Source organism: Serratia sp. GW822-FHT06D09 (assembly GCF_058799515.1).
Window position 1 is genome coordinate 76,490 of sequence record NZ_JBXALO010000009.1, and the last position, 21,898, is coordinate 98,387.

At 55.4% G+C, this 21,898-nt stretch carries 21 protein-coding genes and 1 tRNA gene; 10 read left to right on the plus strand and 12 right to left on the minus strand.

What is annotated here, in order from left to right; all coding sequences use genetic code 11:
- Positions 1 to 3 precede the first annotated feature (3 nt).
- A tRNA-Ala gene (locus AC1RKG_RS19725) sits at positions 4 to 79 on the plus strand.
- Positions 80 to 234: 155 nt separating this feature from the next.
- Here AC1RKG_RS19725 and AC1RKG_RS19730 read toward each other — a convergent pair.
- On the minus strand, positions 235 to 1,422 hold the full coding sequence (locus AC1RKG_RS19730) for a NupC/NupG family nucleoside CNT transporter (RefSeq protein ID WP_020827959.1): 1,188 nt from the start codon (positions 1,420 to 1,422) through the stop codon (positions 235 to 237).
- 378 nt (positions 1,423 to 1,800) lie between these two features.
- Between AC1RKG_RS19730 and AC1RKG_RS19735 the strand changes: the two genes are divergently transcribed.
- Positions 1,801 to 3,033, plus strand: coding sequence for an Nramp family divalent metal transporter (locus tag AC1RKG_RS19735; RefSeq protein WP_020827958.1), 1,233 nt, complete (start codon positions 1,801 to 1,803; stop codon positions 3,031 to 3,033).
- A gap of 134 nt (positions 3,034 to 3,167) precedes the next feature.
- Here AC1RKG_RS19735 and AC1RKG_RS19740 read toward each other — a convergent pair whose 3' ends face one another.
- A complete protein-coding gene (locus tag AC1RKG_RS19740) occupies positions 3,168 to 3,569 on the minus strand; it encodes a DUF2502 domain-containing protein (RefSeq protein ID WP_020827957.1) in 402 nt (133 codons plus the stop codon).
- 230 nt (positions 3,570 to 3,799) lie between these two features.
- The gene (gene mgrA, locus AC1RKG_RS19745) at positions 3,800 to 4,789 is read right to left on the minus strand and encodes an L-glyceraldehyde 3-phosphate reductase (RefSeq protein ID WP_493183621.1); all 990 of its coding nucleotides are present in this window, start codon (positions 4,787 to 4,789) and stop codon (positions 3,800 to 3,802) included.
- Positions 4,790 to 5,034: 245 nt separating this feature from the next.
- Here mgrA and AC1RKG_RS19750 point away from each other — a divergent pair, with 245 nt between their 5' ends.
- Complete coding sequence (locus AC1RKG_RS19750) at positions 5,035 to 6,696, plus strand: alpha-keto acid decarboxylase family protein (protein ID WP_493183622.1); 1,662 nt, start codon at positions 5,035 to 5,037, stop codon at positions 6,694 to 6,696.
- Positions 6,697 to 6,701: 5 nt separating this feature from the next.
- Here the strand turns inward: AC1RKG_RS19750 and AC1RKG_RS19755 are convergent, their stop codons facing one another.
- Positions 6,702 to 7,562, minus strand: coding sequence for a LysR family transcriptional regulator (locus AC1RKG_RS19755; RefSeq protein ID WP_174574502.1), 861 nt, complete (start codon positions 7,560 to 7,562; stop codon positions 6,702 to 6,704).
- Positions 7,563 to 7,720: 158 nt separating this feature from the next.
- Between AC1RKG_RS19755 and AC1RKG_RS19760 the strand changes: the two genes are divergently transcribed.
- Positions 7,721 to 8,173, plus strand: a complete 453-nt coding sequence (locus AC1RKG_RS19760) for a multidrug/biocide efflux PACE transporter (RefSeq protein WP_020827953.1) — start codon at positions 7,721 to 7,723, stop codon at positions 8,171 to 8,173.
- 66 nt (positions 8,174 to 8,239) lie between these two features.
- The gene (locus AC1RKG_RS19765; protein WP_129983438.1) at positions 8,240 to 8,932 is read left to right on the plus strand and encodes an aspartate/glutamate racemase family protein; all 693 of its coding nucleotides are present in this window, start codon (positions 8,240 to 8,242) and stop codon (positions 8,930 to 8,932) included.
- Here the strand turns inward: AC1RKG_RS19765 and AC1RKG_RS19770 are convergent.
- Entirely contained in the window at positions 8,929 to 10,182 is a 1,254-nt protein-coding gene (locus AC1RKG_RS19770) for an ion channel protein (protein ID WP_020827951.1), read from the minus strand. The two genes, AC1RKG_RS19765 and AC1RKG_RS19770, sit on opposite strands and share 4 nt — an antisense overlap.
- Positions 10,183 to 10,524: 342 nt before the next feature.
- Between AC1RKG_RS19770 and glk the strand changes: the two genes are divergently transcribed.
- The gene (glk, locus tag AC1RKG_RS19775) at positions 10,525 to 11,490 is read left to right on the plus strand and encodes a glucokinase (protein WP_493183645.1); all 966 of its coding nucleotides are present in this window, start codon (positions 10,525 to 10,527) and stop codon (positions 11,488 to 11,490) included.
- A gap of 65 nt (positions 11,491 to 11,555) precedes the next feature.
- Here the strand turns inward: glk and AC1RKG_RS19780 are convergent, their stop codons facing one another.
- On the minus strand, positions 11,556 to 12,782 hold the full coding sequence (locus AC1RKG_RS19780) for an L-lactate MFS transporter (RefSeq protein WP_020827949.1): 1,227 nt from the start codon (positions 12,780 to 12,782) through the stop codon (positions 11,556 to 11,558).
- A 397-nt stretch (positions 12,783 to 13,179) separates the two neighbouring features.
- Here AC1RKG_RS19780 and AC1RKG_RS19785 point away from each other — a divergent pair, with 397 nt between their 5' ends.
- Positions 13,180 to 13,512 (plus strand): DUF2502 domain-containing protein, encoded by a 333-nt coding sequence (locus AC1RKG_RS19785; protein ID WP_020827948.1) that lies wholly within the window; start codon positions 13,180 to 13,182, stop codon positions 13,510 to 13,512.
- Between the two features lie 10 nt (positions 13,513 to 13,522).
- Here AC1RKG_RS19785 and AC1RKG_RS19790 read toward each other — a convergent pair whose 3' ends face one another.
- From AC1RKG_RS19790 to AC1RKG_RS19800, 3 genes are all read right to left on the minus strand, one after another.
- A complete protein-coding gene (locus tag AC1RKG_RS19790) occupies positions 13,523 to 14,257 on the minus strand; it encodes a LytR/AlgR family response regulator transcription factor (protein WP_020827947.1) in 735 nt (244 codons plus the stop codon).
- Positions 14,254 to 15,945, minus strand: a complete 1,692-nt coding sequence (locus AC1RKG_RS19795; protein ID WP_041415550.1) for a sensor histidine kinase — start codon at positions 15,943 to 15,945, stop codon at positions 14,254 to 14,256. Before AC1RKG_RS19795 ends, AC1RKG_RS19790 begins: the two co-directional genes overlap by 4 nt.
- Positions 15,946 to 16,053: 108 nt before the next feature.
- Positions 16,054 to 17,298 (minus strand): DUF1479 domain-containing protein, encoded by a 1,245-nt coding sequence (locus AC1RKG_RS19800; RefSeq protein WP_046373009.1) that lies wholly within the window; start codon positions 17,296 to 17,298, stop codon positions 16,054 to 16,056.
- A gap of 169 nt (positions 17,299 to 17,467) precedes the next feature.
- On the opposite strand from AC1RKG_RS19800, the gene AC1RKG_RS19805 reads away from it, so the two are divergent.
- The 3 genes from AC1RKG_RS19805 (at position 17,468) to AC1RKG_RS19815 (ending at position 20,002) form a co-directional block, all read left to right on the plus strand.
- Positions 17,468 to 18,007 carry a GNAT family N-acetyltransferase gene (locus AC1RKG_RS19805; protein ID WP_115058379.1) on the plus strand — a complete coding sequence of 180 codons (540 nt, stop codon included), beginning with the start codon at positions 17,468 to 17,470 and terminating at the stop codon, positions 18,005 to 18,007.
- A 121-nt stretch (positions 18,008 to 18,128) separates the two neighbouring features.
- Complete coding sequence (alaC, locus tag AC1RKG_RS19810) at positions 18,129 to 19,367, plus strand: alanine transaminase (protein WP_493183623.1); 1,239 nt, start codon at positions 18,129 to 18,131, stop codon at positions 19,365 to 19,367.
- Positions 19,368 to 19,477: 110 nt separating this feature from the next.
- Positions 19,478 to 20,002, plus strand: a complete 525-nt coding sequence (locus AC1RKG_RS19815) for a cytochrome b (RefSeq protein ID WP_020827942.1) — start codon at positions 19,478 to 19,480, stop codon at positions 20,000 to 20,002.
- A gap of 67 nt (positions 20,003 to 20,069) precedes the next feature.
- On the opposite strand, the gene ypdK is transcribed toward AC1RKG_RS19815, so the two are convergent.
- The 3 genes from ypdK to AC1RKG_RS19830 all read right to left on the minus strand — a co-directional run bounded on the left by ypdK (position 20,070) and on the right by AC1RKG_RS19830 (position 21,658).
- The gene (gene ypdK / locus AC1RKG_RS19820) at positions 20,070 to 20,144 is read right to left on the minus strand and encodes a membrane protein YpdK (RefSeq protein ID WP_104410986.1); all 75 of its coding nucleotides are present in this window, start codon (positions 20,142 to 20,144) and stop codon (positions 20,070 to 20,072) included.
- 558 nt (positions 20,145 to 20,702) lie between these two features.
- Positions 20,703 to 21,143: a type II toxin-antitoxin system HicB family antitoxin gene (locus tag AC1RKG_RS19825; RefSeq protein WP_020827940.1), complete on the minus strand. Its 441-nt coding sequence runs from the start codon at positions 21,141 to 21,143 to the stop codon at positions 20,703 to 20,705.
- 74 nt (positions 21,144 to 21,217) lie between these two features.
- Positions 21,218 to 21,658, minus strand: coding sequence for a DUF805 domain-containing protein (locus tag AC1RKG_RS19830; protein ID WP_493183624.1), 441 nt, complete (start codon positions 21,656 to 21,658; stop codon positions 21,218 to 21,220).
- Positions 21,659 to 21,898: the final 240 nt, after the last annotated feature.

Genomic DNA, 21,898 nt, shown 5'->3' on the forward strand with positions numbered 1-21,898 from the left:
TGTGGGGCTATAGCTCAGCTGGGAGAGCGCTTGCATGGCATGCAAGAGGTCGACGGTTCGATCCCGTCTAGCTCCACCACCATTTAAAAAGCCGACCTTAGGGTCGGCTTTTTGCTTTCTGTCTTTTCCCATATTGAATCACCGTAACGCCTCCTGTTATGCCAGCAGTTACAGAAGAATCGCAGGCAATAAAAAAGGCCGCCGAAGCGACCTTTGCATGACTGGCTTTTAAGCTTAGCCCAGAACCAGGCCTGCGATCGACGCAGACAGGATGCTGACCAGCGTAGAACCGTAAACCAGCTTCAGACCAAAGCGGGAAACCACGTTGCCCTGGTGCTCGTTCAGCCCTTTAATCGCACCGGCTACGATGCCGATGGAAGAGAAGTTGGCGAAGGAAACCAGGAACACCGACAGGATACCCAGGCTGCGCGGAGAGAGTTCAGCAGAAACCTTCTGCAGCTCCATCATCGCCACGAATTCGTTGGAAACCAGCTTGGTCGCCATGATGCTGCCAACCTGCAACGCTTCGTGTTTAGGAATACCCATAATCCAAGCGAATGGATAGAAGAAGTAGCCCAGGATTTCCTGGAAGCTCAGGCCGAAGATGGCGCTGAACAGGCCGTTGAGCGCGGCGATCAGGGCAATAAAGCCGATCAGCATCGCAGCAACGATAATCGCGACTTTGAAACCCGCCAGGATGTATTCGCCCAGCATTTCGAAGAAGCTCTGGCCTTCGTGCAGGTTGCCCAGATGCAGTTCTTCTTCTTTGCTGGTGTCATACGGGTTGACCAATGACAGCACGATAAAGGTGCTGAACATGTTCAGTACCAGCGCCGCCACCACAAACTTGGCGTCCAGCATGGTCATGTAAGCGCCGACGATGGACATGGAAACCGTGGACATCGCGGTTGCCGCCATGGTGTACATGCGCTTTTCTGACATCTTGCCCAGAATATCTTTATAGGCGATGAAGTTTTCAGACTGGCCCAGGATCAGCGAGCTGACGGCGTTGAAGGACTCCAGCTTGCCCATACCGTTTACTTTTGACAGCACGGTACCAATAATGCGGATGATAAACGGCAGTACTTTAATGTATTGCAGAATACCGATCAGCGCAGAGATAAAGACGATTGGGCACAGTACCTTCAGGAAGAAGAAGGCCAGACCTTTGTCGCCCATACCGCCGAATACAAAATCAGTCCCTTGCCCAGCAAACCCGAGCAGCTTGTCAAACAGCGCGGCAAATCCTTTTACAAAGCCTAAACCCGCTTCCGAATGCAGGAAAAAATAGGCCAGCAGTACTTCAATAACCAACAGTTGAATAACATAGCGAATGCGGATGCTTTTACGATCGCGACACACTAAAAGTGCCAGGATCGCGACGACCACTAACGCCAACGCAAAGTGCGCAATATGGGACATGTTTGCTCCAAACTTGAGGCAGGCTGAATTTCGGATGTCATTTTATGTAACGCCACGTTTAAAAACGAGAGCTCTATTGCAAATATGGAAAATCATAGGGGGAAACATCTTAAACTTGTACGGTAAAGCATAAAAAATCAAGAGGTTAATCAATCCATATGAAATTCATATTCTTGCGCTAAATGGATCATCCAAAGGATTTTTCCCAGGATAGAACTTCGTTCAGTGCGGTAAATGTTCACTTACCCGCCAAACCCTTCGTTAAACCCGTGGTTATTTTCTATCGCAGAGATAAGCATTACCGCTCTAAATGCACTTGATAATTATTATCATTTACATAAGATAACCACAGGCTTAATAGAAGTAAGGGTTCAGAACATGCTGAACAGTGATGTGGTTGAAACCACCAGTCGCCCTGCCAGGAAGATCAAACTTTCCTTGATGGGCCCCGCATTCATAGCGGCTATCGGCTATATCGATCCCGGTAATTTTGCTACCAACATCCAGGCAGGCGCTTCCTTTGGCTACACCCTGTTGTGGGTGGTGGTGTGGGCCAACGTCATGGCGATGTTGATCCAGCTGTTGTCCGCAAAACTCGGTATTGCCACCGGTAAAAATCTGGCAGAGCACATTCGCGATCGTTTCCCGCGTCCGGCGGTTTGGGCCTATTGGGTTCAGGCGGAAATCATTGCCATGGCCACAGATTTGGCCGAGTTTATTGGTGCAGCGATTGGCTTCAAACTGCTGCTGGGCGTCACGCTGCTGGAAGGGGCGATCCTGACCGGTATCGCCACGTTCCTTATCCTGATGCTGCAAAAACGCGGGCAGAAACCGCTGGAAATGGTGATCGGCGGTTTGCTGCTGTTTGTTGCCGCAGCTTATATGGTGGAATTGGTATTTTCACAACCGCAGTTGGAGCCTTTGTTGAAAGGCATGGCGATACCGGACCTGCCGAACGGCGACGCGGTATTTTTGGCTGCCGGGGTGCTCGGCGCCACCATCATGCCGCACGTGATTTATCTGCATTCGTCATTAACCCAGACCGGCGGTGAGCATTCAAAAGCCGATCGCTACGCGGCCACCAAGTTTGACGTCGCCATTGCCATGACCATAGCCGGTTTTGTTAACCTGGCGATGATGGCTACCGCCGCTGCGGCCTTCCATTTTAATGGCCACAGCGGCATTGCCGATCTCGATCAGGCTTATCTGACGCTGCAGCCGCTATTGGGTCAGGCGGCAGCGACCATCTTCGGACTGAGTCTGGTCGCTGCCGGATTATCTTCCACCGTGGTGGGGACGCTGGCAGGGCAGGTTGTGATGCAGGGATTTGTACACTTTTATATTCCGCTGTGGGTGCGCCGGGTGGTCACCATGCTGCCGTCGTTTATCGTCATTATGATGGGCATGGACGCTACGCGTATTCTGGTACTGAGCCAGGTGCTGCTGAGTTTCGGTATTGCGCTGGCGCTGGTGCCGCTGTTGTCGTTCACCGGCAACCGCGAGCTGATGGGGGAGATGGTCAACAGCCGCAGCATACAGGCGATAGGGAAAGTGATCGTGCTGGTGGTGGTTGGGCTGAACGGCTACCTGCTGGTCAGCAGCCTTCTCTGAGCGGACACCAAATGAAAGGCCGACATTGAGTCTAATGCGGTTCACTCAAGCTCAATATCAGCGGAAACCCGGGCGCCCCGGGTTTCTCGCTCTGTTAAATGCGGGAGATTAGGCGGGCTGACGGCCTTTGGCCGTCAATCATCGTGGTCATGGTGGCGATGATCGCGATCGTCATGACGTCGGCCTTTCCCGTGATGCTTCTCATGGTGCTTATAATAGTGCTTATCGTATTTACGATAGCGCCCCTCATGATAGTAATAATTCTTGCGCCAGTAATTGTTGTCGCGCCAGCGATAACCATCCCAGTTGTAGCCCCGACGATTGCGTTCACCCAGGTACCGACCCTGATGGCCCTGCCACCAGTCGCGGTCGCGCCAGTCATAACCGTCCCAGTAACGGCCGCGATTGTCTTGCTCACCGATACGTAATGAGACGCCCGGCATCAGATCGATACTCAGCCCTTCCGCCTGCGCTGGCTGGATGGCAGGCAGCGTTGACACCACCAACAGAGCGGCCAATAACAGAGGTTTAAACATGAATGCTCCTTTCCGCCGTAGCGGCTTGGCCGGTTTTACAATTAATGAAGCGCGTTCATCAGTTTATAAAACAGCCTTATAGTTTTACCTGCAATATCGGCATATTAGCCTTTGTGGATAGGGTTGAATCTTAGCGGCATTCTTAAAAACGGGGCAGGGAGAGTGATTTAAGATTTGTCTGGCGCGGCCGGCGTTATCGCCGGCGATAAACCGGCGATAATTGTAAGCGATTACATTAATATTTGCTCGATCTGCTTAATTTCATCATCGGTAAAGGTGCGGTTAGCCAACATGCCTACGGCGTCTTCAATTTGGCTGGTCTTGCTGGCGCCAATCAGTGCCGAAGTGACGCGATCGCCACGCAATACCCAGGCCAGCGCCATTTGCGATAGCTTCTGTCCGCGCTGCTGCGCCAGTGCATTAAGTCGACGAATTTTTCCCAGTTTATCCTCGGTGAGCTGATCGGGTTGCAGGAACTGGCTGCCGCTGGCAGCGCGTGAATCCTGGGGAATGCCCTGCAGATAACGATCGGTCAACAGGCCGCCGGCCAGCGGTGAGAAGGCGATAGAACCCACACCGTGTTCTTCCAGCGTATCCAACAATTCTGGCTCCACCCAACGTTCGAACATGGAGTATTTCGGCTGATGGATCACGCAGGGCGTGCCGAGCTGCTGCAGAATGCTGAACGCCTGGCGCGCACGATCGGCAGGGTAGTTGGACAACCCGACGTAAAGCGCCTTGCCCTGTCGTACCAGCAAATCCAGGGCGGCCATGGTTTCTTCCAGCGGCGTATCCGGATCCGGTCGATGGTGATAGAAGATGTCCACGTATTCCAGCCCCATGCGCTGCAGGCTTTGATTCAGGCTGGCGACCAGGTACTTTTTCGAGCCCCAATCCCCATAAGGCCCGGGCCACATGGTGTAACCAGCCTTTGACGAGATGATCAGTTCATCGCGCCAGGACTTCAAATCCGCCTTGAGAATGCGACCGAAGTTTTCCTCGGCGGAGCCGGGCGGCGGGCCATAATTGTTGGCCAGATCGAAATGGGTAATGCCGAGATCAAACGCGCAGTGGATCAGCTTGCGAGCATTGTCATACAGCGTGACGTCACCAAAGTTATGCCATAAGCCAAGTGAAATGGCCGGGAGCTTTAGCCCGCTGCGGCCGCAGCGACGGTATTCCATACTTTGATAACGTGAAGAATCAGCCTGGTAGAGCATACGAACCCTTTTCAGCGGAGGTGAAATGAATTTTAGTGTATGCGCTTTCACCGCATTTGTCAGAGGCTGCGATCACGCTAAACAGCCTGTATATCAACATGGCTTATCAGAGCGGCCCAATGCCAGCCAATGGGGCAGGGATGTAACGCAGGGTTTCCAGTTACCTTTCAGACATAAAGTTCGAAATTTATACAACATCTTCGATACTTAATACTGAAAATCCTAACCCTTGGCAGGTGATGATCATGAATAAGAACTATACGGTGGCTGATTACCTACTCGATCGTTTAGCTCAGATCGGCATCCGGCACTTCTTTGGCGTGCCTGGTGACTATAACCTGCAGTTTCTTGATCACGTGATCGATCACCCGCAAATCACCTGGGTAGGGTGCGCCAATGAACTTAATGCCGCCTATGCTGCTGACGGTTACGCGCGCTGTAAACCCGCCGCTGCCTTGTTGACGACTTTTGGCGTAGGTGAATTGAGCGCGGTCAACGGTATTGCCGGCAGCTATGCCGAATACCTGCCGGTGATCCACGTGGTGGGCGCCCCGGCTCTGCGTGCGCAACGGGCTGGAGAATTGTTGCATCACTCCCTGGGCGACGGGGATTTTGGTCACTTCGCCCGCATGGCGAAAGAGGTGACCGTGGCTCAGGCCAGCCTCACCGCCGATAACGCCGAAGGGGAAATAGATCGCCTGCTGACTACCGCGCTGTTCGAGCGTCGTCCGGTCTATCTGCTGCTGCCGAGCGACGTAGCTGAAGCGCCGCTGGTGTCAAAGCCTGCCCCATTAATGCTACGACAGGCCAATCTTTCACCGGCATCACTGCAGGGCTTTATCGCCGCCGCACGGGAGTTGCTGTTACCGGCCCGGCGGGTTTCCCTGTTGGCCGATTTCCTGGCCGAACGCTTCGGTGCTGAAAAGGTGCTGGAGCAGTGGATGAATGAGGTGGATATGCCGCATTCAACCTTGCTGCTTGGCAAGAGCGTATTGGACGAAACTCATGCCTGTTTCACCGGGACCTACGTCGGTGCGGCTAGCGAGCCACAGGTAAAACAGCTGATCGAGAACGCCGACGTGATCATTAATGTTGGCGTACGTTTTACCGATACCATTACCGCCGGATTCAGTCAGCACCTTCCTGCCGAGAAATGTATTGATCTTCAGCCCTTTGAATCGCGTGTGGGGCAGCAGGTATTCAGTCAAATCCCGATGCGTGACGCGGTTATCGCGTTACACCAGTTAACCTTGTCGCTGGCCAACCAATGGCAACGGTCAGAGATTAAACGTTCAGCGTTGCCGGATCCGAACGGCAGCGGTCTGGATCAGCACGGTTTCTGGCAACAGATACAGGGCTTTTTGCGGCCGGGCGATATCCTGCTCGCCGAGCAGGGGTCCGCCTGTTTTGGCGCGGCATCGCTAAGCTTGCCACAAGGCTGCCGCTTCATCGTCCAGTCGCTGTGGGGATCTATCGGTTACACACTGCCGGCGGCGTTCGGTGCACAGACGGCGGAGCCGGAGCGGCGAGTGGTGCTGCTGATCGGCGACGGTTCAGCACAGCTGACGGTGCAGGAATTGGGATCGATGTTGCGCGATGGGCTAAAGCCGGTGATCTTCCTGCTGAATAATGACGGATACACCATTGAACGGGCAATCCACGGCCCGAACCAGCGTTATAACGACATCGCTCATTGGAACTGGACCCAACTGCCGCAGGCGTTAGGTGCTGAACGCCAAGTGAAAGCGTTACGCGTTAGCGAACCGGAACAGCTGCGCCAGGTGCTGAGCGAAGTGGCCGACAGCCCACAGCTGGCCTTTGTCGAAGTGGTGCTGCCGAAGATGGACATTCCCGAACTGCTGCAAACGATCTCAAGTGCCCTTCAGTCACGTAACGCGGCGGCCTGAACCTGTTAGCTTTCCAAAAGCCGCTCCAGCATCCAGTACCCCGCCGGTCCCGGCGGGGTCAGCTTAGACCAAACCGCATCCACCGATATCAGCTTGGGCCAGCCGCGCGGACGCAGCTCGGTGAGCCTGTGGTGACCGTATTGCTGCACCAGCCAGCGGGGCAGTACCGCCCAGCCAAACCCTTGTTCCGCCATTTCCAGCAATAGCAGATAGCTGGGGGCTGACCATACCAGCCCGCCGGAGCGGGCGGTTTCGGCACCGGTATAGGTGTTCAGGATAAGTTGCCGCGTGCTGGACAGTTGTTCAGGCGTGGGCGAGGCAGTTTGCGCCATCGGGTGCGAATGTGCGACGAACAGCCCCATTTCGGTTTGCTCCGGCAGCCGGGCAAAGGCGATGTCTGGCGGATACTGTTTTTGCACCTCAACCATGCCCAGGTGCGCGCGACCGATTTGCAGCAGGTCAATCACGTCACCTTCTTCAGCGATCATCCACTCCAGTTCGATATCCTGATAACGCTGCTCGAACTGCTGCATCAGCCGGTCATGGTGTTTCGGCTGATAGGTATCGGAAAACACTACGCTTAAGCGCGGCTCTATATTGTCCGCCAGCCGAATGCTCAGGGCATCCAACCGTTCGCTGGCCGCAAGAATTTCCTGTACATGGCCCAGCACTTTCCGCCCAGCGGCTGTCAGTACCGGCTGGCGTGCCTGGCGATCGAACAGGATCAAACCCAGATCGGCCTCAAGATTGGCGATGGCGGTACTGATGGTCGACTGGCTTTTACGCAGCTTACGGGCCGCGGCGGAAAAAGAGCCCAGGGCGGCGGCTTCAACGAAGGCCAGCAAAGCTTCGGGGGAGTAGCGCATGATGTATCTACTTTATAGATGGAACCTATCTTTAATCTACTCAAAAACTCGATGATAATCACCTGGTTTTCATAGGAGGCGAATAAATCCGCTCCTGGTAACACGGGCGCGGCTTGCAGCGCCCCTATAAATTAATAAGGTAAAAAAACAGGTGATGTATGCAACTGCAAAACAAGTCTTTCATTGAACGTATCGTCCACGCCGTCGGTTTTGAGGCTATCGCAGTGATGATTTGCGCCCCGCTGGGCGCCTGGCTGCTCAACCGTTCGATGGTGCAGATCGGTGCGTTGGCGGTGATGTTATCCACCGTCGCCATGGTTTGGAACATGGTTTATAACACGGTATTTGACCGCCTGTGGCCGGTGAGCCGTGTGGCACGTAATCTTAAAGTGCGGGTGTTTCACGCGCTGGGCTTTGAGGCCGGTTTTGTGCTGATCGGCGTGCCGATTGCCGCCTGGATGCTGAGCATTTCTTTCGTTCAGGCCTTTATGCTGGAGATCGGTTTCTTCCTGTTCTTCCTGCCGTACACCATGCTCTATAACTGGGTGTACGACACGCTGCGTCAGCGCTGGTTCGAGGCGCGCCAGCCGGTGAATTCCGGCGCGAAATAAGCCGTCGTATCCGCCGTGATTCTGAGGTAATGTCGAAGAATTACGGCGATGAAACGAGGAGCAATGATGAAAGTGCTGGGACTGCTGGGCGGTATGAGCTGGGAATCGACCATTCCTTATTACCGCACGATCAATGAACAGGTTAAGCAACGGCTGGGCGGTCTGCATTCCGCTAAAATCGTGCTCTACAGCGTCGACTTTCACGAGGTGGAACGCCTGCAGCATCAGGGCGACTGGGCCGGTGCCGGGCGCTTGTTGGCTGATGCGGCGACCTCATTACGCGCCGCCGGTGCGCAGGCCATCGTCATTTGCACCAACACCATGCACAAGGTGGCGGATGCGGTCGAGCAGGCCAGCGGTTTACCGCTGATCCACATCGCCGACGCCACCGCGCTGCAGGTGCGCCAACAGGATATTCGTCGCGTTGGGCTGCTCGGTACGCGCTTTACCATGGAGCAGGAGTTCTACCGTGGGCGACTGCAGGAAAAGCACGGTATCGAGGTGGTCACTCCCGTAGCCGCCGATCGTGACATTGTGCACCGCATTATTTATGAAGAACTGTGCCTGGGTAAAATCCGCGATGCGTCGCGTGACGAGTATCGCCGCATTATCGGTGATCTGGAGCAGCAGGGGGCTCAGGGCATTATTTTCGGCTGTACCGAAATTGGCCTGCTGGTCAGCGCGCAAGATGCGTCAGTGCCGGTATTCGACACCACCGAAATCCATGCGCGCGCCGCAGCGGAATTCGCGCTGGCTTAATCTTCGCGCGGGGGAAGCTGTTTGCCCTTGCCCACCAGCATCAGCGGTTTGCCCGCCAGCACCAGCCAGGCGGGCAGCATCACGATGCACAGCACCGGCAGCAGATGCAGCTCCGGCACCACCGCAACGGCCATAAACAGGCTGAGCCAGCCGTCACGCGTGACCACCAGTACCAACCCCATAATGGCGCAGGAAACGGTAATGGCTGCCGGCACGGCCGGCACGTGCTGATGCAGCATCAGCCCCAAGGCTACGCCGACAAACACCGCCGGGAAGATGCGCCCGCCGCGAAAGCCACTGGCAGCGGCAATCACCAGCGCCGCCAGTTTAGTCAGCGTAATCAGCATCAGCTCCGTGACGGAGAAATTCTCACCGATGGCTAACTGCTTCATTTCGTCCAGCCCTTTGAATAGCGTGATTTCACCGCCGATCAGCGCCAGCAGGCCGAGCACAAAGCCGCCTAACCCCAGCATCAGCACCGGATTCTTAATCGAATGAAATAGGCGATGAATGTGCGGAAAACTCCACACGGCTACCATACCCAGCGCGATAGCGATCAGGGCGACTATCGAGCCGCTGAAAATATCTGCCAGCCGGGTCGCGGCATAGGCATCAATTTGCAGTGAGAAATTCGGGGTGAAAAATAGCTGGGTGGTGACCGCTCCCGCCGCTGCCGCCATCAGCGGGGCAAATAGCCTGTCCCACAAGGGAACGTCATTATTGCCCGCCAGGGTTTGCGAAAAGATCAGCGCCGCGGCGACCGGGGTGCCAAACAGCGCGCCGATGGTGCCGGCCGCCGCGAGAATAATCCAGTCCATACGCGGCACTTTCGGCAGCAAACGCGAACCTGCCGCCACCACCAGCGCAATATTGATGGCGGTGATCGGATTTTCCGGCCCCAAACTGACTCCGCCCGCCAGGCCAATAATCAACGCCAGCCCCAGCCCAGGCACCGCAGAAAGCGGCAACGGCATACCGATCAAAGACTCGGTCGCCGGATCCGGCCCTGCATGGCCGGGGAGAAAACGGATAATCAGCCCGACGGCGACGCCGGTGAGCGTTAACATGCCCACCAGCCACCAGGGGGAGTGAGTGTCAATATTCAACGCTGCGGGAACATTGACCCAGAGCAGCCGCTGCAGGGCCTCGGCGAACTTCATCACCAGAATGAGCACCAAACTTGAGGCAGAACCGATAATGAGAGCAGGCAGAGCGAAGGCCAACATGGCATTGGCGCGCGGGTGCAACATGCGGGGATCCCTTGTCAATGGCCCTCTGGCTGGCAGGGCGAACGGGTGATTGGGTTATAGCGCTAGCTTGCCAGACAATCGACACGCTGGCACGCAAAGAAATTTCCGGCTGGGCCAGGTCCACAGCGGAGTAATAGTGCCTACGAGTTATGACGGTTAACAGCCACTGCGCGACGTTTTTTGCCGCAATTTGTTTCAAATCGCCTTGAAGCCGCCAGGCTGAAACGTTTTTTGTGATCTGGATCGCTAATGGACGGCAGCGCGGAGGATGGTGATTGTTGTTTTTGCGGCGGGATTTTACAGTGTGGGCAGCTTTCTATTATTCATTTTGCGGAGAAGATACTGATGACCTATGCCCTCGTAGGTGATGTAGGCGGCACCAATGCCCGCCTGGCGTTGTGCACTGTGGCGACGGGTGAAATTACCCAGGTGAAAACCTATTCCGGCCTGGAGTTTGACAGTCTGGAGGCGGTGATCCGCCAATATTTGCAAGAGCATGATATTCAGGTGCAGGACGCCTGTATCGCGATTGCCTGCCCGGTCACCGAAGACTGGGTTGCCATGACCAATCACACCTGGGCGTTTTCGATTAAAGAGATGAAGGCCAACCTGGGGCTGAGCCATCTGGAAGTGATCAATGACTTCACCGCCGTGTCGATGGCGATCCCGATGCTGTCAGAAGACGACGTGTTGCAGTTCGGCGGCGGTAACGCGCAAAAAGACAAACCTATTGCGGTATACGGTGCCGGGACTGGCCTGGGGGTGGCGCATCTGGTGCACGTTAACCGCCGCTGGGTGAGCCTGCCGGGCGAGGGCGGTCACGTGGACTTTGCGCCGAACAGCGAAGAAGAGGACATCATTCTGGAGGTACTGCGCGCCGAAGTGGGTCATGTCTCCGCCGAACGCGTCCTGTCCGGTCCGGGCCTGGTCAATCTTTACCGCGCTATCGTCAAGTCGGATAACCGGCTGCCGGAAAAGCTGGAGCCGAAGGACATTACCGAGCGCGCATTGGCCGACAGCTGCATCGATTGCCGTCGTGCCCTGTCGCTGTTTTGCGTAATTTTGGGCCGTTTCGGCGGCAATCTGGCGTTGAACCTGGGGACCTTTGGCGGCGTTTACATCGCCGGGGGTATTGTGCCGCGCTTTATGGAATTCTTTAAAGCTTCCGGTTTCCGTGCGGCGTTCGAGGATAAAGGACGTTTCAAAGATTATGTACGTGAGATCCCGGTATTCATGATCACCCATGGCCAACCGGGCTTGCTGGGTGCCGGTGCCCACCTGCGCCAGACGCTGGGGATGCATCTGTAACCTGACGCAGCGATAAAAAAGGGGCGCAACCCAGTGGGTTGCGCCCCTTTTTGCCGTCTAAGCTATCAGGCTTTAGCCAGATGCGCCGGCTCGAATGTTTCTTCTTCCTGCGCTACCGCTTTCGGTGCCTTGATGAACAAGGTGATAATCAGGGAAGCGATGGACAGCACGCCAATCACCATAAAGGTCGCGTGGAAGCCGCCGAAGTATTTGGCGACAAATGACCCCGCCAGCGCGCCCAAACCGAAGCCTTGATAGATGATGCCGTAGTTTTTGCTGTGGTTTTTCAGGCCGAAGAAGTCACCGACAATCGCTGGGAACACGGTGATGTTGCCCCCGAAGCAGAAGGCGACTGCGCCGACGCAGATAAAGAACAGTGTGTGATTCAGGGTGAGGAAGCTCAGCGCCACAATCGCCAGCACGGTAACCAGCATGGTGAAGCTGATGACGCGCATACGGCCCACTTTGTCAGACAGCGTGCCCAGAATGATGCGGCCTGCGGTGTTAAAGATAGCGACGGCGGACACGGTGTTGGCGGCGGTCGCCAGGTCCATTCCGGCCAGTTGCACGCCCATATCTTTGACGATACCGATCAGGTAGAGACCACTCATGCAGGCAGCGAAGAAAATCATGAACAGCAGGTAGGCTTCTTTGGTCGCCAGCATCTGGCGTACGCTGAAGTCGTTGCCCAGGTTCCCCGCGCTCTGCTGTGCGGATTTGCTTGCCAATACGGGTTCTTTCAGCAGCAGGGAGCCCAGAACAATCAGCGCCATAACAATGGCACCCCAGTAGAAGAAGGCACTGGAGACGCCCACGTCGGCAATCAGCGCGGCGTTGACGTATTTGAACAACAGGCTGCCGCTACCAAAAGCCCCCACAGAGATACCCGAGATCAAGCCTTTGTTGGCCGGGAACCATTTGATCAGGTTGGACAGGGTAGAGATATAGGCGATACCTACCGCGAAACCGACCACCACGCCGGCCAGCAGGTAAATCATGTCCAGCGAGCTGACGTAGGCGCTGGCAATCAGCCCCAGACCTACCAGGATACCGGAGAACAGCGTCAGGTTACGGATGCCGAAGCGTTCCTGTAGTTTGCCGGCAAACAGGGTGGCGAAGGCCAGGAAGAAGCTGGTGATGGAGAAGGTGGTGGCGACGTCACCGAGGCCCCAGTGGAACTTGTCGACCAGCGGCTGGTTGAACAGGCTCCAGGTATAGATAGTGCCGAGACCCATCTGGCAGATGATGGTGCCCAGAACGATTAAGCTGCGATTTACCGGTTTAGTGTTCATGGCCGGTCTCCTTCCTGTGTGTGTATTGCCGGGCGGTCAGCCGTTGGCGAGAATTTGCGGTAGCGTCTGTAGCCCCGCGGTATGGGCATATTATATGGCTGGTAGTACCACTCGGCGGCGGATCGGGAATGAGTTGCACAAGGGAAGGAATGAAATGCATCTGGCAGCGCATGAGTTGCCGTTTTAGGGGGTAAAAGGGGATGAAATGCAGCTGATGCCACGTGATCTACATCAAGAATATCAGCGATTTATTGTAAATCATCGGTGCAAGATTGTGGGTAAATTGTGAAGGATGTGTGCGAAAGGCGTAAATGGGCACTGTTCCTATAGAGCGGCGGCGGGCACAGGCCTATGTTAGCGGTGAACGGACGGGTTCCGCTTTGCAGGAGTCGTTAAGATGAAAAAAACAGTGTTGTTACTGGCCGCACTGCTGTCGCTGCCGTTAGTGAGCCATGCGGACGTGTCCATCGGTGTGAATGTGCCGGGGCTTTCGTTGCATATCGGCGATCGCGATAATCGCGGTCACTATTGGGACGGCGGTCGCTGGCGCGATCCACGCTGGTGGGCTGAACATCGTGGCTATGAACGTCCGCGTGGCTATTACTATGGCCCACCACCGCGGGTGATCTATTACGGTCCGCCACGGCGCGAATGGCGCGATCGCCCGCATTACCGCATGCCGCCTCCGCCACCGCCAGGTTATTACTACGGGCCGGGGCCACGCTGGTAGCCGCTGGCGATTACAGGCGCATCAGCTTGCGAAACTCTTTGACCTTGCTGCGGCTGACCGGCACTTCAAAATCGAGGTCGCTCAGCCGCAGAATATAGGTGTTATTGAACCAAGGGACGATCTCGCGAATTTTTGACAGATTGACGCAGTAGGAACGGTGGCAGCGGAAGAAATGCTCCTCGGGCAGGCGGCCGTAAAATTCGGTGATGTTCATCGGCATCACAAACTCTTCGCGCCGGGTGTAAACTCGCGTCACTTTCTCATCGGCAGCGGCATAGTAAATGTCGTTGATGTCGGTAACGATAATCCGCTCGTCTTTGATCAGGTTAATGCTGTGGCTGCTGCGGTTCGGTGCGCTGGCCTGTTCCGGCAGGTTGGCCGGGCGGTTATGCAGCGCCTCCAGCTTTTGCAGCATGGTGACGATGCGTGCCTCGTGATAGGGCTTGAGGATGTAGTCAAACGCTTCGATTTCGAACGCTTCCACCGCATGTTCTTTATAGGCGGTGATAAACACTATCGAAGGCCGGTGCGCAAATTTGCTGATGTTTTGCGCCAGCAGTACGCCGTCCAATGACGGAATATTGATGTCGAGGAAAATGGCGTCTACCTGATGGTTTTGCAGGTATTTCAGCACGTCCAGCCCGTCATCGAAGGTGGCTTCGATGACGATATTGCTGTGTTTCTTGATCAGATAACTGAGCTCCTCCTGAGCGAGAAACTCGTCTTCGACAATGATGGCTTTCATGATGGCTCTCCGGCTGGCAGCGCGCTGTTATCCACCGGCAGTTTGCCGCCGTTTTTGCTGATGTAAAAGGCAATCTCGGTGCCGGGTTCCAGACGGCGAATTCGCAACCCTTCGCCGTACAGCAGGGAGACGCGATGATGCACGTTCAGCAGGCCGATATTGTGCCCAGGCATCTCGTTGCGGGCGACGCGTTCGATGACCTGCGGGTCGATACCGTGACCGGTATCTTTGACCGAAATCCTGACTCGATCGCCCTGATCTTTCACCGCAATCACCACTACCCCTTTGCCCTTGCACGGTTGAATGCCGTGCACAATGGCGTTCTCGACCAGCGGCTGGATCAGCAGGCTGGGAATACGCACCGAGATGTCGTCATCGATATCATAGATCACCGTCAGCTTGGCGCCGAAACGCGCCTGTTCGATGGCGATGTAATCCTGAATTTGATGCAGTTCCTTGCGGATGTCGATCAACTCGTCGTTCAGCTCCAAATTATAACGCAGGTAGCGCGACAGGTTGATAATCAGCTGACGAGCGGTGTCCGGATTGATGCGGATCGAGGACGAAATGGCGTTCAGGGCGTTGAACAGGAAATGGGGATTAATCTTGCTCTGCAGGGCGCGCATTTCCGCCTTGTCCGCCATTTGACGCAGATGCTCAATACGCGAGACCTCCATTTGGGTGGAGATGATCTGCGACAGACCGACCGCCATCACCTTCAGCGTATTGGTGATCTGGTGGGCGTGGCAGTAGTAAATTTTCAGCGCGCCGGTCACTTCTCCCTTTTCCCACAGTGGGATCACCAACTGCGAGTGGATCTGCGGCGTGGCCGGGTTTTCCAGGTTATTTTTGATGATGATCTTGCCGTGCCGGATGCTTTCGCGGGTGACGCGACTCAGCCCTTCACGCCCAATGGGGTATGCCTCTTCGCCCACGCCGACGTAGGCCAGCACCTGGTGGGTATCCGTGATGGCCACCGCATCGGCCTGAATGTCATGACGAATGATGTCGCAAATGGTGGCCAGCGTTTCGCTGTTGATATTACGGAAATAGGGCAGCGTTTTGCGGGCAATATCCAGCGCCAGCTTGGCTTGCCGCGCGGCAATCACTTCTTTTTCGTCTTCCACGCTCTGCACCAGCAGCACGATCAGGCCGATGCACACCGTGCCGAGGATCATCGGCAGGGCGATTTTGGAGACAATATCCAGCCCCAGCTCGGTCGGCTTGGCCCACAGCACAATCAACAGCATGGTCAGGCATTCGCACAGCATGCCGCCGACGATCCCGGCGCGCCAACGCTGCTCTTTCTTCACCTTCAGGTTGATATAGCCGGCGCTGATACCGGCAATGATGCTGGTGATCAGACAGGGAACCGAGGTGATACCGTCGATATCAATCAGGTAGCGGTGCACCCCGGCGATAATCCCCGTGACTATCCCTACCCAGGGGCCGAACAGGATGCCGCCGGCCATGATGGCGATCACCCGCACGTTGACCAGCGAGCCTTCCACGTTGACGCCTGAATAGGTGCTGAACAGCGCAAACAGCGAGAAAATGGCGGTGACCATGCCCAGTTCAAGCGGCGTATGGTCCTCTTTTTGCAGCAACTGGCGGAACAACCGGGTGCGGGTGAGGAAAAACAGGCAGATCAGCATCAGCGCTGCGCGATCGAATACCGCTAACAGCATTTCAAAAAAAGGGTGCACGACGGGCTCTCGCTGCGGCGGAAAGATAGGGCGGAGTATATCACAGCGGATTGGCCCCGTGGCGGCCGGCGGCGCACCACGGGGACGCGCTTATTTGATGCCTAACTGTTCTTTGCCGAGTGGGGTCAACAGGTCGACCGTGGCGCGCCCGTCGAAATCCACCTCGAAATCATCGGGGGCGAAGTCAGGCGGTGTTTTACCGCTCATAAAACTGGGCAGTTGGCGTTGCAGGTAAGCGTCGTTCTTCTCGCAGCCCGGTGCGGCGGCGATGTACATCACGTTGCTGTCGAACTCGCCGTTATGCTCGTTTTCCACCGCATGGATCACGTCGCAGTGCCAGAACACCGTGTCGCCCGGTTCCAAATCGGGAATAGGGGAAATCCCACTTAATAAAAGGGGATGCCATTTTTCGGAGATCGACAGCGCCCGGCCTGGTGCGGCATCGCACAGATCGTCATCCGCGACGTCATCCTGCAGCGCACGCAGCAACACGTAGGCCATGGCGTTGGCAATCGGCACCAGGTTCAGCGTGCCGGCGTGGGTGCGCTGCGGCGTTAATGCTGTCCAGCCCTGGAAGGTGCGGAACATCGAACACACCGCCGGTGACGCGATTTCACGTACTTCGGTGCGACCATCGGCGGCAAAGGGATCGTAAGCCTGCCAGTTGCCTGAGAACACGTGACGATAGACGTAACGGAAATTCTCATCCAGCCAGCGTTCGATGGTGCCGCTGTCGACGTGCGGCGACAGGCCGAGCGAAGAGGAGTTTGGCGGACGGCGGCGGGTGCGATCGGCATAGGTGGTAACGCGCGTCGGGTCAAAGTGCTGTTTGCCGTTACTCTCGGTTTCCCACAGGCTGTTGAGGAACACCTGCACAGCGTGCATGCGCGCGTCCTGACGTGCTTCCACCTGCGGTTTTGACCAGTAAATACCGTAGATTTGCGGTTTGCTGGCGGCTAGTTTACCGAAGTAGTTATCTTCGGCAGCGCCTTTCAGGCGTTCAACGAAGTTGTTGCGCTCCAGGTAGTTGCCGACTTCCCGGTTCCAGGCTTCGGCTTTATCGCGAGGAAACACGCCGCGGATGGCGCAGGCACCACGCTGTTTGATCAAGGCTTTTTGCTGCTCGCTGACGCGTTGCTGCAGAATATCTTCGGCATCGATTTGCGGCACCGGGTTCTGACCGGCGGCCAGTTCCTGGCGAATTTGTTCAACCTGCTGGCGGATGTTGTCTTCCAGCGCCAGAAAGGTTTCGCGATAATTTGGCAAAGCCTGTCGCAATTGCCTTTTAACGGCGGTAATGGCGCTGGGAATATCGTCAATCAGTAAGGAAGCCATGGTGTTCTCCTCGCGCTGCCGCTGGGCAACGACGGACGGTTGTAGGGGACCGGGTAAGGCGTTATGGTTTTGTTGTTTTGACGTTAATGATTATCTGAATTTAATAGAGGAAAATAAAGGGATATCTTTCATTCGTAACTTCCTCATTTTCGTTTTTCGGAGATTTTAGATGAAACTGGTCACTGAACGTTTGACCCTGCAGTCGATAACGGCCAACGATTGGCCGCTGTTTCTGCGCTTGTATCAGGATCCCGAGGTGATTCGTTATATCGCCGATCCGCTCAGTGAAGCAGAAATTCGCACGCGCTTTGAAGCCAGACTCCCCGTCTGGGACAAATATGGGGAGCAGTGGTTGTGCCTGGTAATGCGAGAAAAGGCCAGTGGAGAAGTGGTAGGGATGACCGGTTTTCGCCCGCAGTGGTTACCTTACCAACAGGCGGAAGTGGGCTATGGCAGTTTGCCGTCCGGGCAGGGCAAGGGCTACGGCAAGGAGTCGTTGCGGGCGGTGCTGGATTTCGGTTTTAACGCCTGCGATTTTCATAAGCTGACGGCCACCGTGACCGAAGGTAATATCGCCTCGCGCCGACTGCTGGAGTCATGCGGTTTCTTGCTGGAGGGGACGTTGCGCGATAACTACCGGCTGGCGGGGCAATGGCGCGATGACTGGCAGTTCGGGCTGTTGGCGAGGGAGTTCAGGGCCGGTAAATAAAAATATTGCGCGAGGTATCGACAAGCCTGCCGGGGCTGAGATATGTTCAATATCCGGTCAATCGACAGATTGGCCAGCGTCGCTCGGATGGTCCGGGCGCTAACGTCACTTTGAGGTCCCTATGGCTGATAATAGTCCGCAACGCCGTTTCACGCGTATTGAACGTCTCCCCCCTTACGTATTCAACATCACCGCCGAACTCAAGATGGCTGCACGCCGTCGCGGCGAGGATATTATCGATTTCAGCATGGGCAACCCCGACGGGCCGACGCCGCCGCACATTGTGGAAAAACTCTGCACCGTTGCGCAGCGTGACGACACCCACGGCTATTCTACCTCGCGCGGTATCCCGCGTTTGCGCCGTGCGATTTCACGCTGGTATGCCGACCGCTACCAGGTGGAGATCGATCCCGAAACTGAAGCCATTGTCACCATTGGTTCGAAAGAAGGCCTGGCGCACCTGATGCTGGCGACGCTCGATCATGGCGATACCGTGCTGGTGCCGAACCCGAGTTACCCGATCCATATTTACGGTGCGGTAATCGCCGGCGCGCAGGTGCGTTCTGTGCCGCTGGTGGACGGCGTGGATTTCTTTGGTGAGCTGGAGCGCGCCATTCGTGAAACCATTCCGCGTCCGAAAATGATGATCCTCGGCTTCCCGTCGAACCCTACCGCCCAGTGCGTTGAGCTGGACTTCTTCGAACGCGTGGTGGCGCTGGCCAAGCAATACGACGTGCTGGTGATCCACGATCTGGCTTACGCCGACATCGTTTATGACGGCTGGAAAGCGCCGTCGATCATGCAGGTGCCGGGTGCCAAAGATATCGCGGTAGAATTTTTCACCCTGTCGAAAAGCTACAACATGGCGGGTTGGCGCATCGGCTTTATGGTCGGCAACCCGGAGCTGGTCAACGCACTGTCACGCATCAAGAGCTATCACGACTACGGGACGTTCACCCCGCTGCAGGTCGCCGCGATTGCTGCCCTGGAAGGCGACCAGCAATGCGTACTGGATATTGCAGAACAGTATCGCCAGCGCCGTAACGTGCTGGTCAAAGGGCTGCATGAGGCGGGCTGGATGGTGGAAAATCCGAAAGCTTCGATGTACGTTTGGGCCAAAATCCCCGAGCCTTATGCGCATCTCGGTTCGCTGGAGTTTGCCAAACGCCTGTTGGCGGAGGCCAAGGTCTGCGTATCGCCAGGCATCGGCTTTGGCGATTATGGCGACACCCACGTGCGTTTTGCATTGATTGAAAATCAGGATCGTATCCGCCAGGCGGTTCGCGGTATCAAAGCGATGTTCCGTGCTGACGGGCTGATCAAGCCGGCCAAGAGCAGCACCTCGGCTGCGACCAAGTAATGCCTTCAGGCCGGTGCATTCGCGCCGGCTTTTTTCTTCCCGCTAAGGTTTTCTTCATTATTTACCCACTATGATCCAATAAGATTTTCTTTATTTATTTGGAAGCCTGTATGGGTAATCGTTACGCAAAATCGCAAATTGTATTGCACTGGCTGACGCTGCTGATGGTGATCCTCACCTACGCGGCGATGCTGCTGAAGAACTCGGTACCGGATGATCTGGCGTCGCTGGTAAAAAATCTGCATTTTAACTTTGGCCTGGCGGTCTTTTTGCTGATGTTCATCCGGCTGGGATTACGTCGGCGTTATGCTACGCCGGCAACCACACCGCCGCTGGAAGAGTGGCAGGAATGGGGCGCCAAAATCTTTCATGCGTTGCTCTATCTGCTGTTTCTAACGTTGCCGGTGTTGGGCGTACTGACGCTGGCTTACGGGGGAAAGGAGTGGGTTTTGCTGGGCTGGCAGGTCCCGCAGTTCGTTACGCCGGATCCGTGGTTGCGCCGGATAATCAAAAGTACGCATGAGACCCTGGCCAATACCGGTTACTTTATTATTGGCGCGCATGCGTTGGCGGCGCTGTACCACCACTATCTGCGTAAGGACGATACCTTGCGCCGCATGATGCCGGGGAAATAGCCGGGGAGCAGAAACAACAAAGGGGCGCTGGTGCGCCCCTTTATCTAAATTCCCGGTCATGCCTTGGTTATGCAACCATCAGCATAAAGGTGCCAATCCATGTCACCAACATGAATGAAACGCCCATAACAAAATATTTCACTGAACAACTCCCGTTTGGAGTCCCTCGCAAGCCAATGATCCCGATTGTTGTGCTGAGTATTTTGTGGGTAGTCCAGGGCAAATAGGCGGATCCTTCAAAAGGAAGAACAACGTCCTCGGCCACGGATTACCCGGTCGTCGTGCTTCATAGTCCTTGAGGTAAAACATGAACCACGACAGGATCGGCGCTAATGTACTCCCATTGCCAGCCTGATTACAATACTGTGTTTTTGATCACATTTTTTGGCGATTTATTAACCAGTGCTAACTGTTTTTAAACGATTTTTATTTACCTTTTTTATCAGGCAAAAGAGGATTAGCCCGCTGACGCGGGCCTTATAATTATGCTTGCTGTGATGTTATGAAAAGGGATCAGGCGACGGCGTTGGCGCCGGTCAGCAGGATGACCCAGAAGACAAGGCACGACAGCAGAATAACGGTCCAGATATTGCGGCGACTCCACTCCATTTTTAGCCTTCACTTTTTGCTTTTGGTGATTCGGTAACGAACACATCGGCGAAAAGTGAAGAATATTTAGCCCCCGACAAAAATATTTTTCTTAACCCCGGCGAACTTCTGCTACCGAGGTCTGGACTTCATAGCCCAACAGGTAAAGCGCCTGTTCCAGCGCTTCCACCTTTGAGGCATAGGCCACATCCAGCAGGCGATCCATCTGGCCGGCGTTAAAGCCCAGTTTGCGCGCCAGATCGGCTTTGGAGGTGGCACCGGCCAGCATAATGTTATGCAGTTCGAGTTTTAGCTTCACCAACACCGGCAGGTGGATAGCCAATTCATCCGGCAGAGCAGGGGAAGGGGCAGGCACCGTACGGCCTTCTTCCATTTCCATGGCGATAGCAAGCAGCAGGCTTTCCTGCGCTTCCAGCTCGATATCTTCACGTTTATAGCAGGCGGCCTGCTGTTCAGGAAAATCGCGAAAGTGAATCTGCCAGGCGTCGCTTTCGTTATCGAAGGCGTAATGGGCGGGGTAGTGGCAAGACATGGCATTTCCTGTTTGGGCCGGGAGAGATGTGGCATTGTGACCGCTTGCCCCGCAGATAGCCAGCGGCGACGCGTCTAACCGGCCTTACGTGCCAGGAACCCTGAGGGCAGCAGCAGTGCGCACAGCAGCCCTAATAGGCTTATCAGGATCAGCCAGCGTTCGACAGGGCCGGGATGGTAGTTATTCACCACGCTAAGTCCATACAGCATCAGGGCCAGCGGCCAACCGAGCGTGCCGATGTCGTTGAACCGAAAGGCGGTTCGGGCGACAAACCACAGGGTTAACCCTATCCAGCTCAGCGACCACAGCATTATGCACAGCAGGTAGACGAACACCGCAAAAAACTCGCCGATGTCGCTGTGTGCGTAGACACGAAACAGATTTTCATCCAGATAGGGCGACAGATAGGACAACAAGATCAGGCCAGCGGCGAAAATAAGCATGGAGAAAAGGTAGGTGCGGCGAGTAATACATTTTTTAAAGGTGTTTTTAGCGATCTGTCCGAGAGAATCCAAAATTACACTCCGTTGTATCAGTCATTGCCGACGGGAAGAGCCGCTAAAAAAGCAGCGTAGGGGGCTTTGCGTCGAGTCAAAATGAGAGTTTATCTCATTTAATCAAGGTTTAGGTTTTTGTCTGTATCGCGGACTTACCCTAAGTGGTGCTTTGTTTCTGTGCTTTGCATCACATTTCGAAAATACTTCGACTTGTTGCTCTGTGATGAGCGACATAATCCAGTTTGTTCGCACCCGACA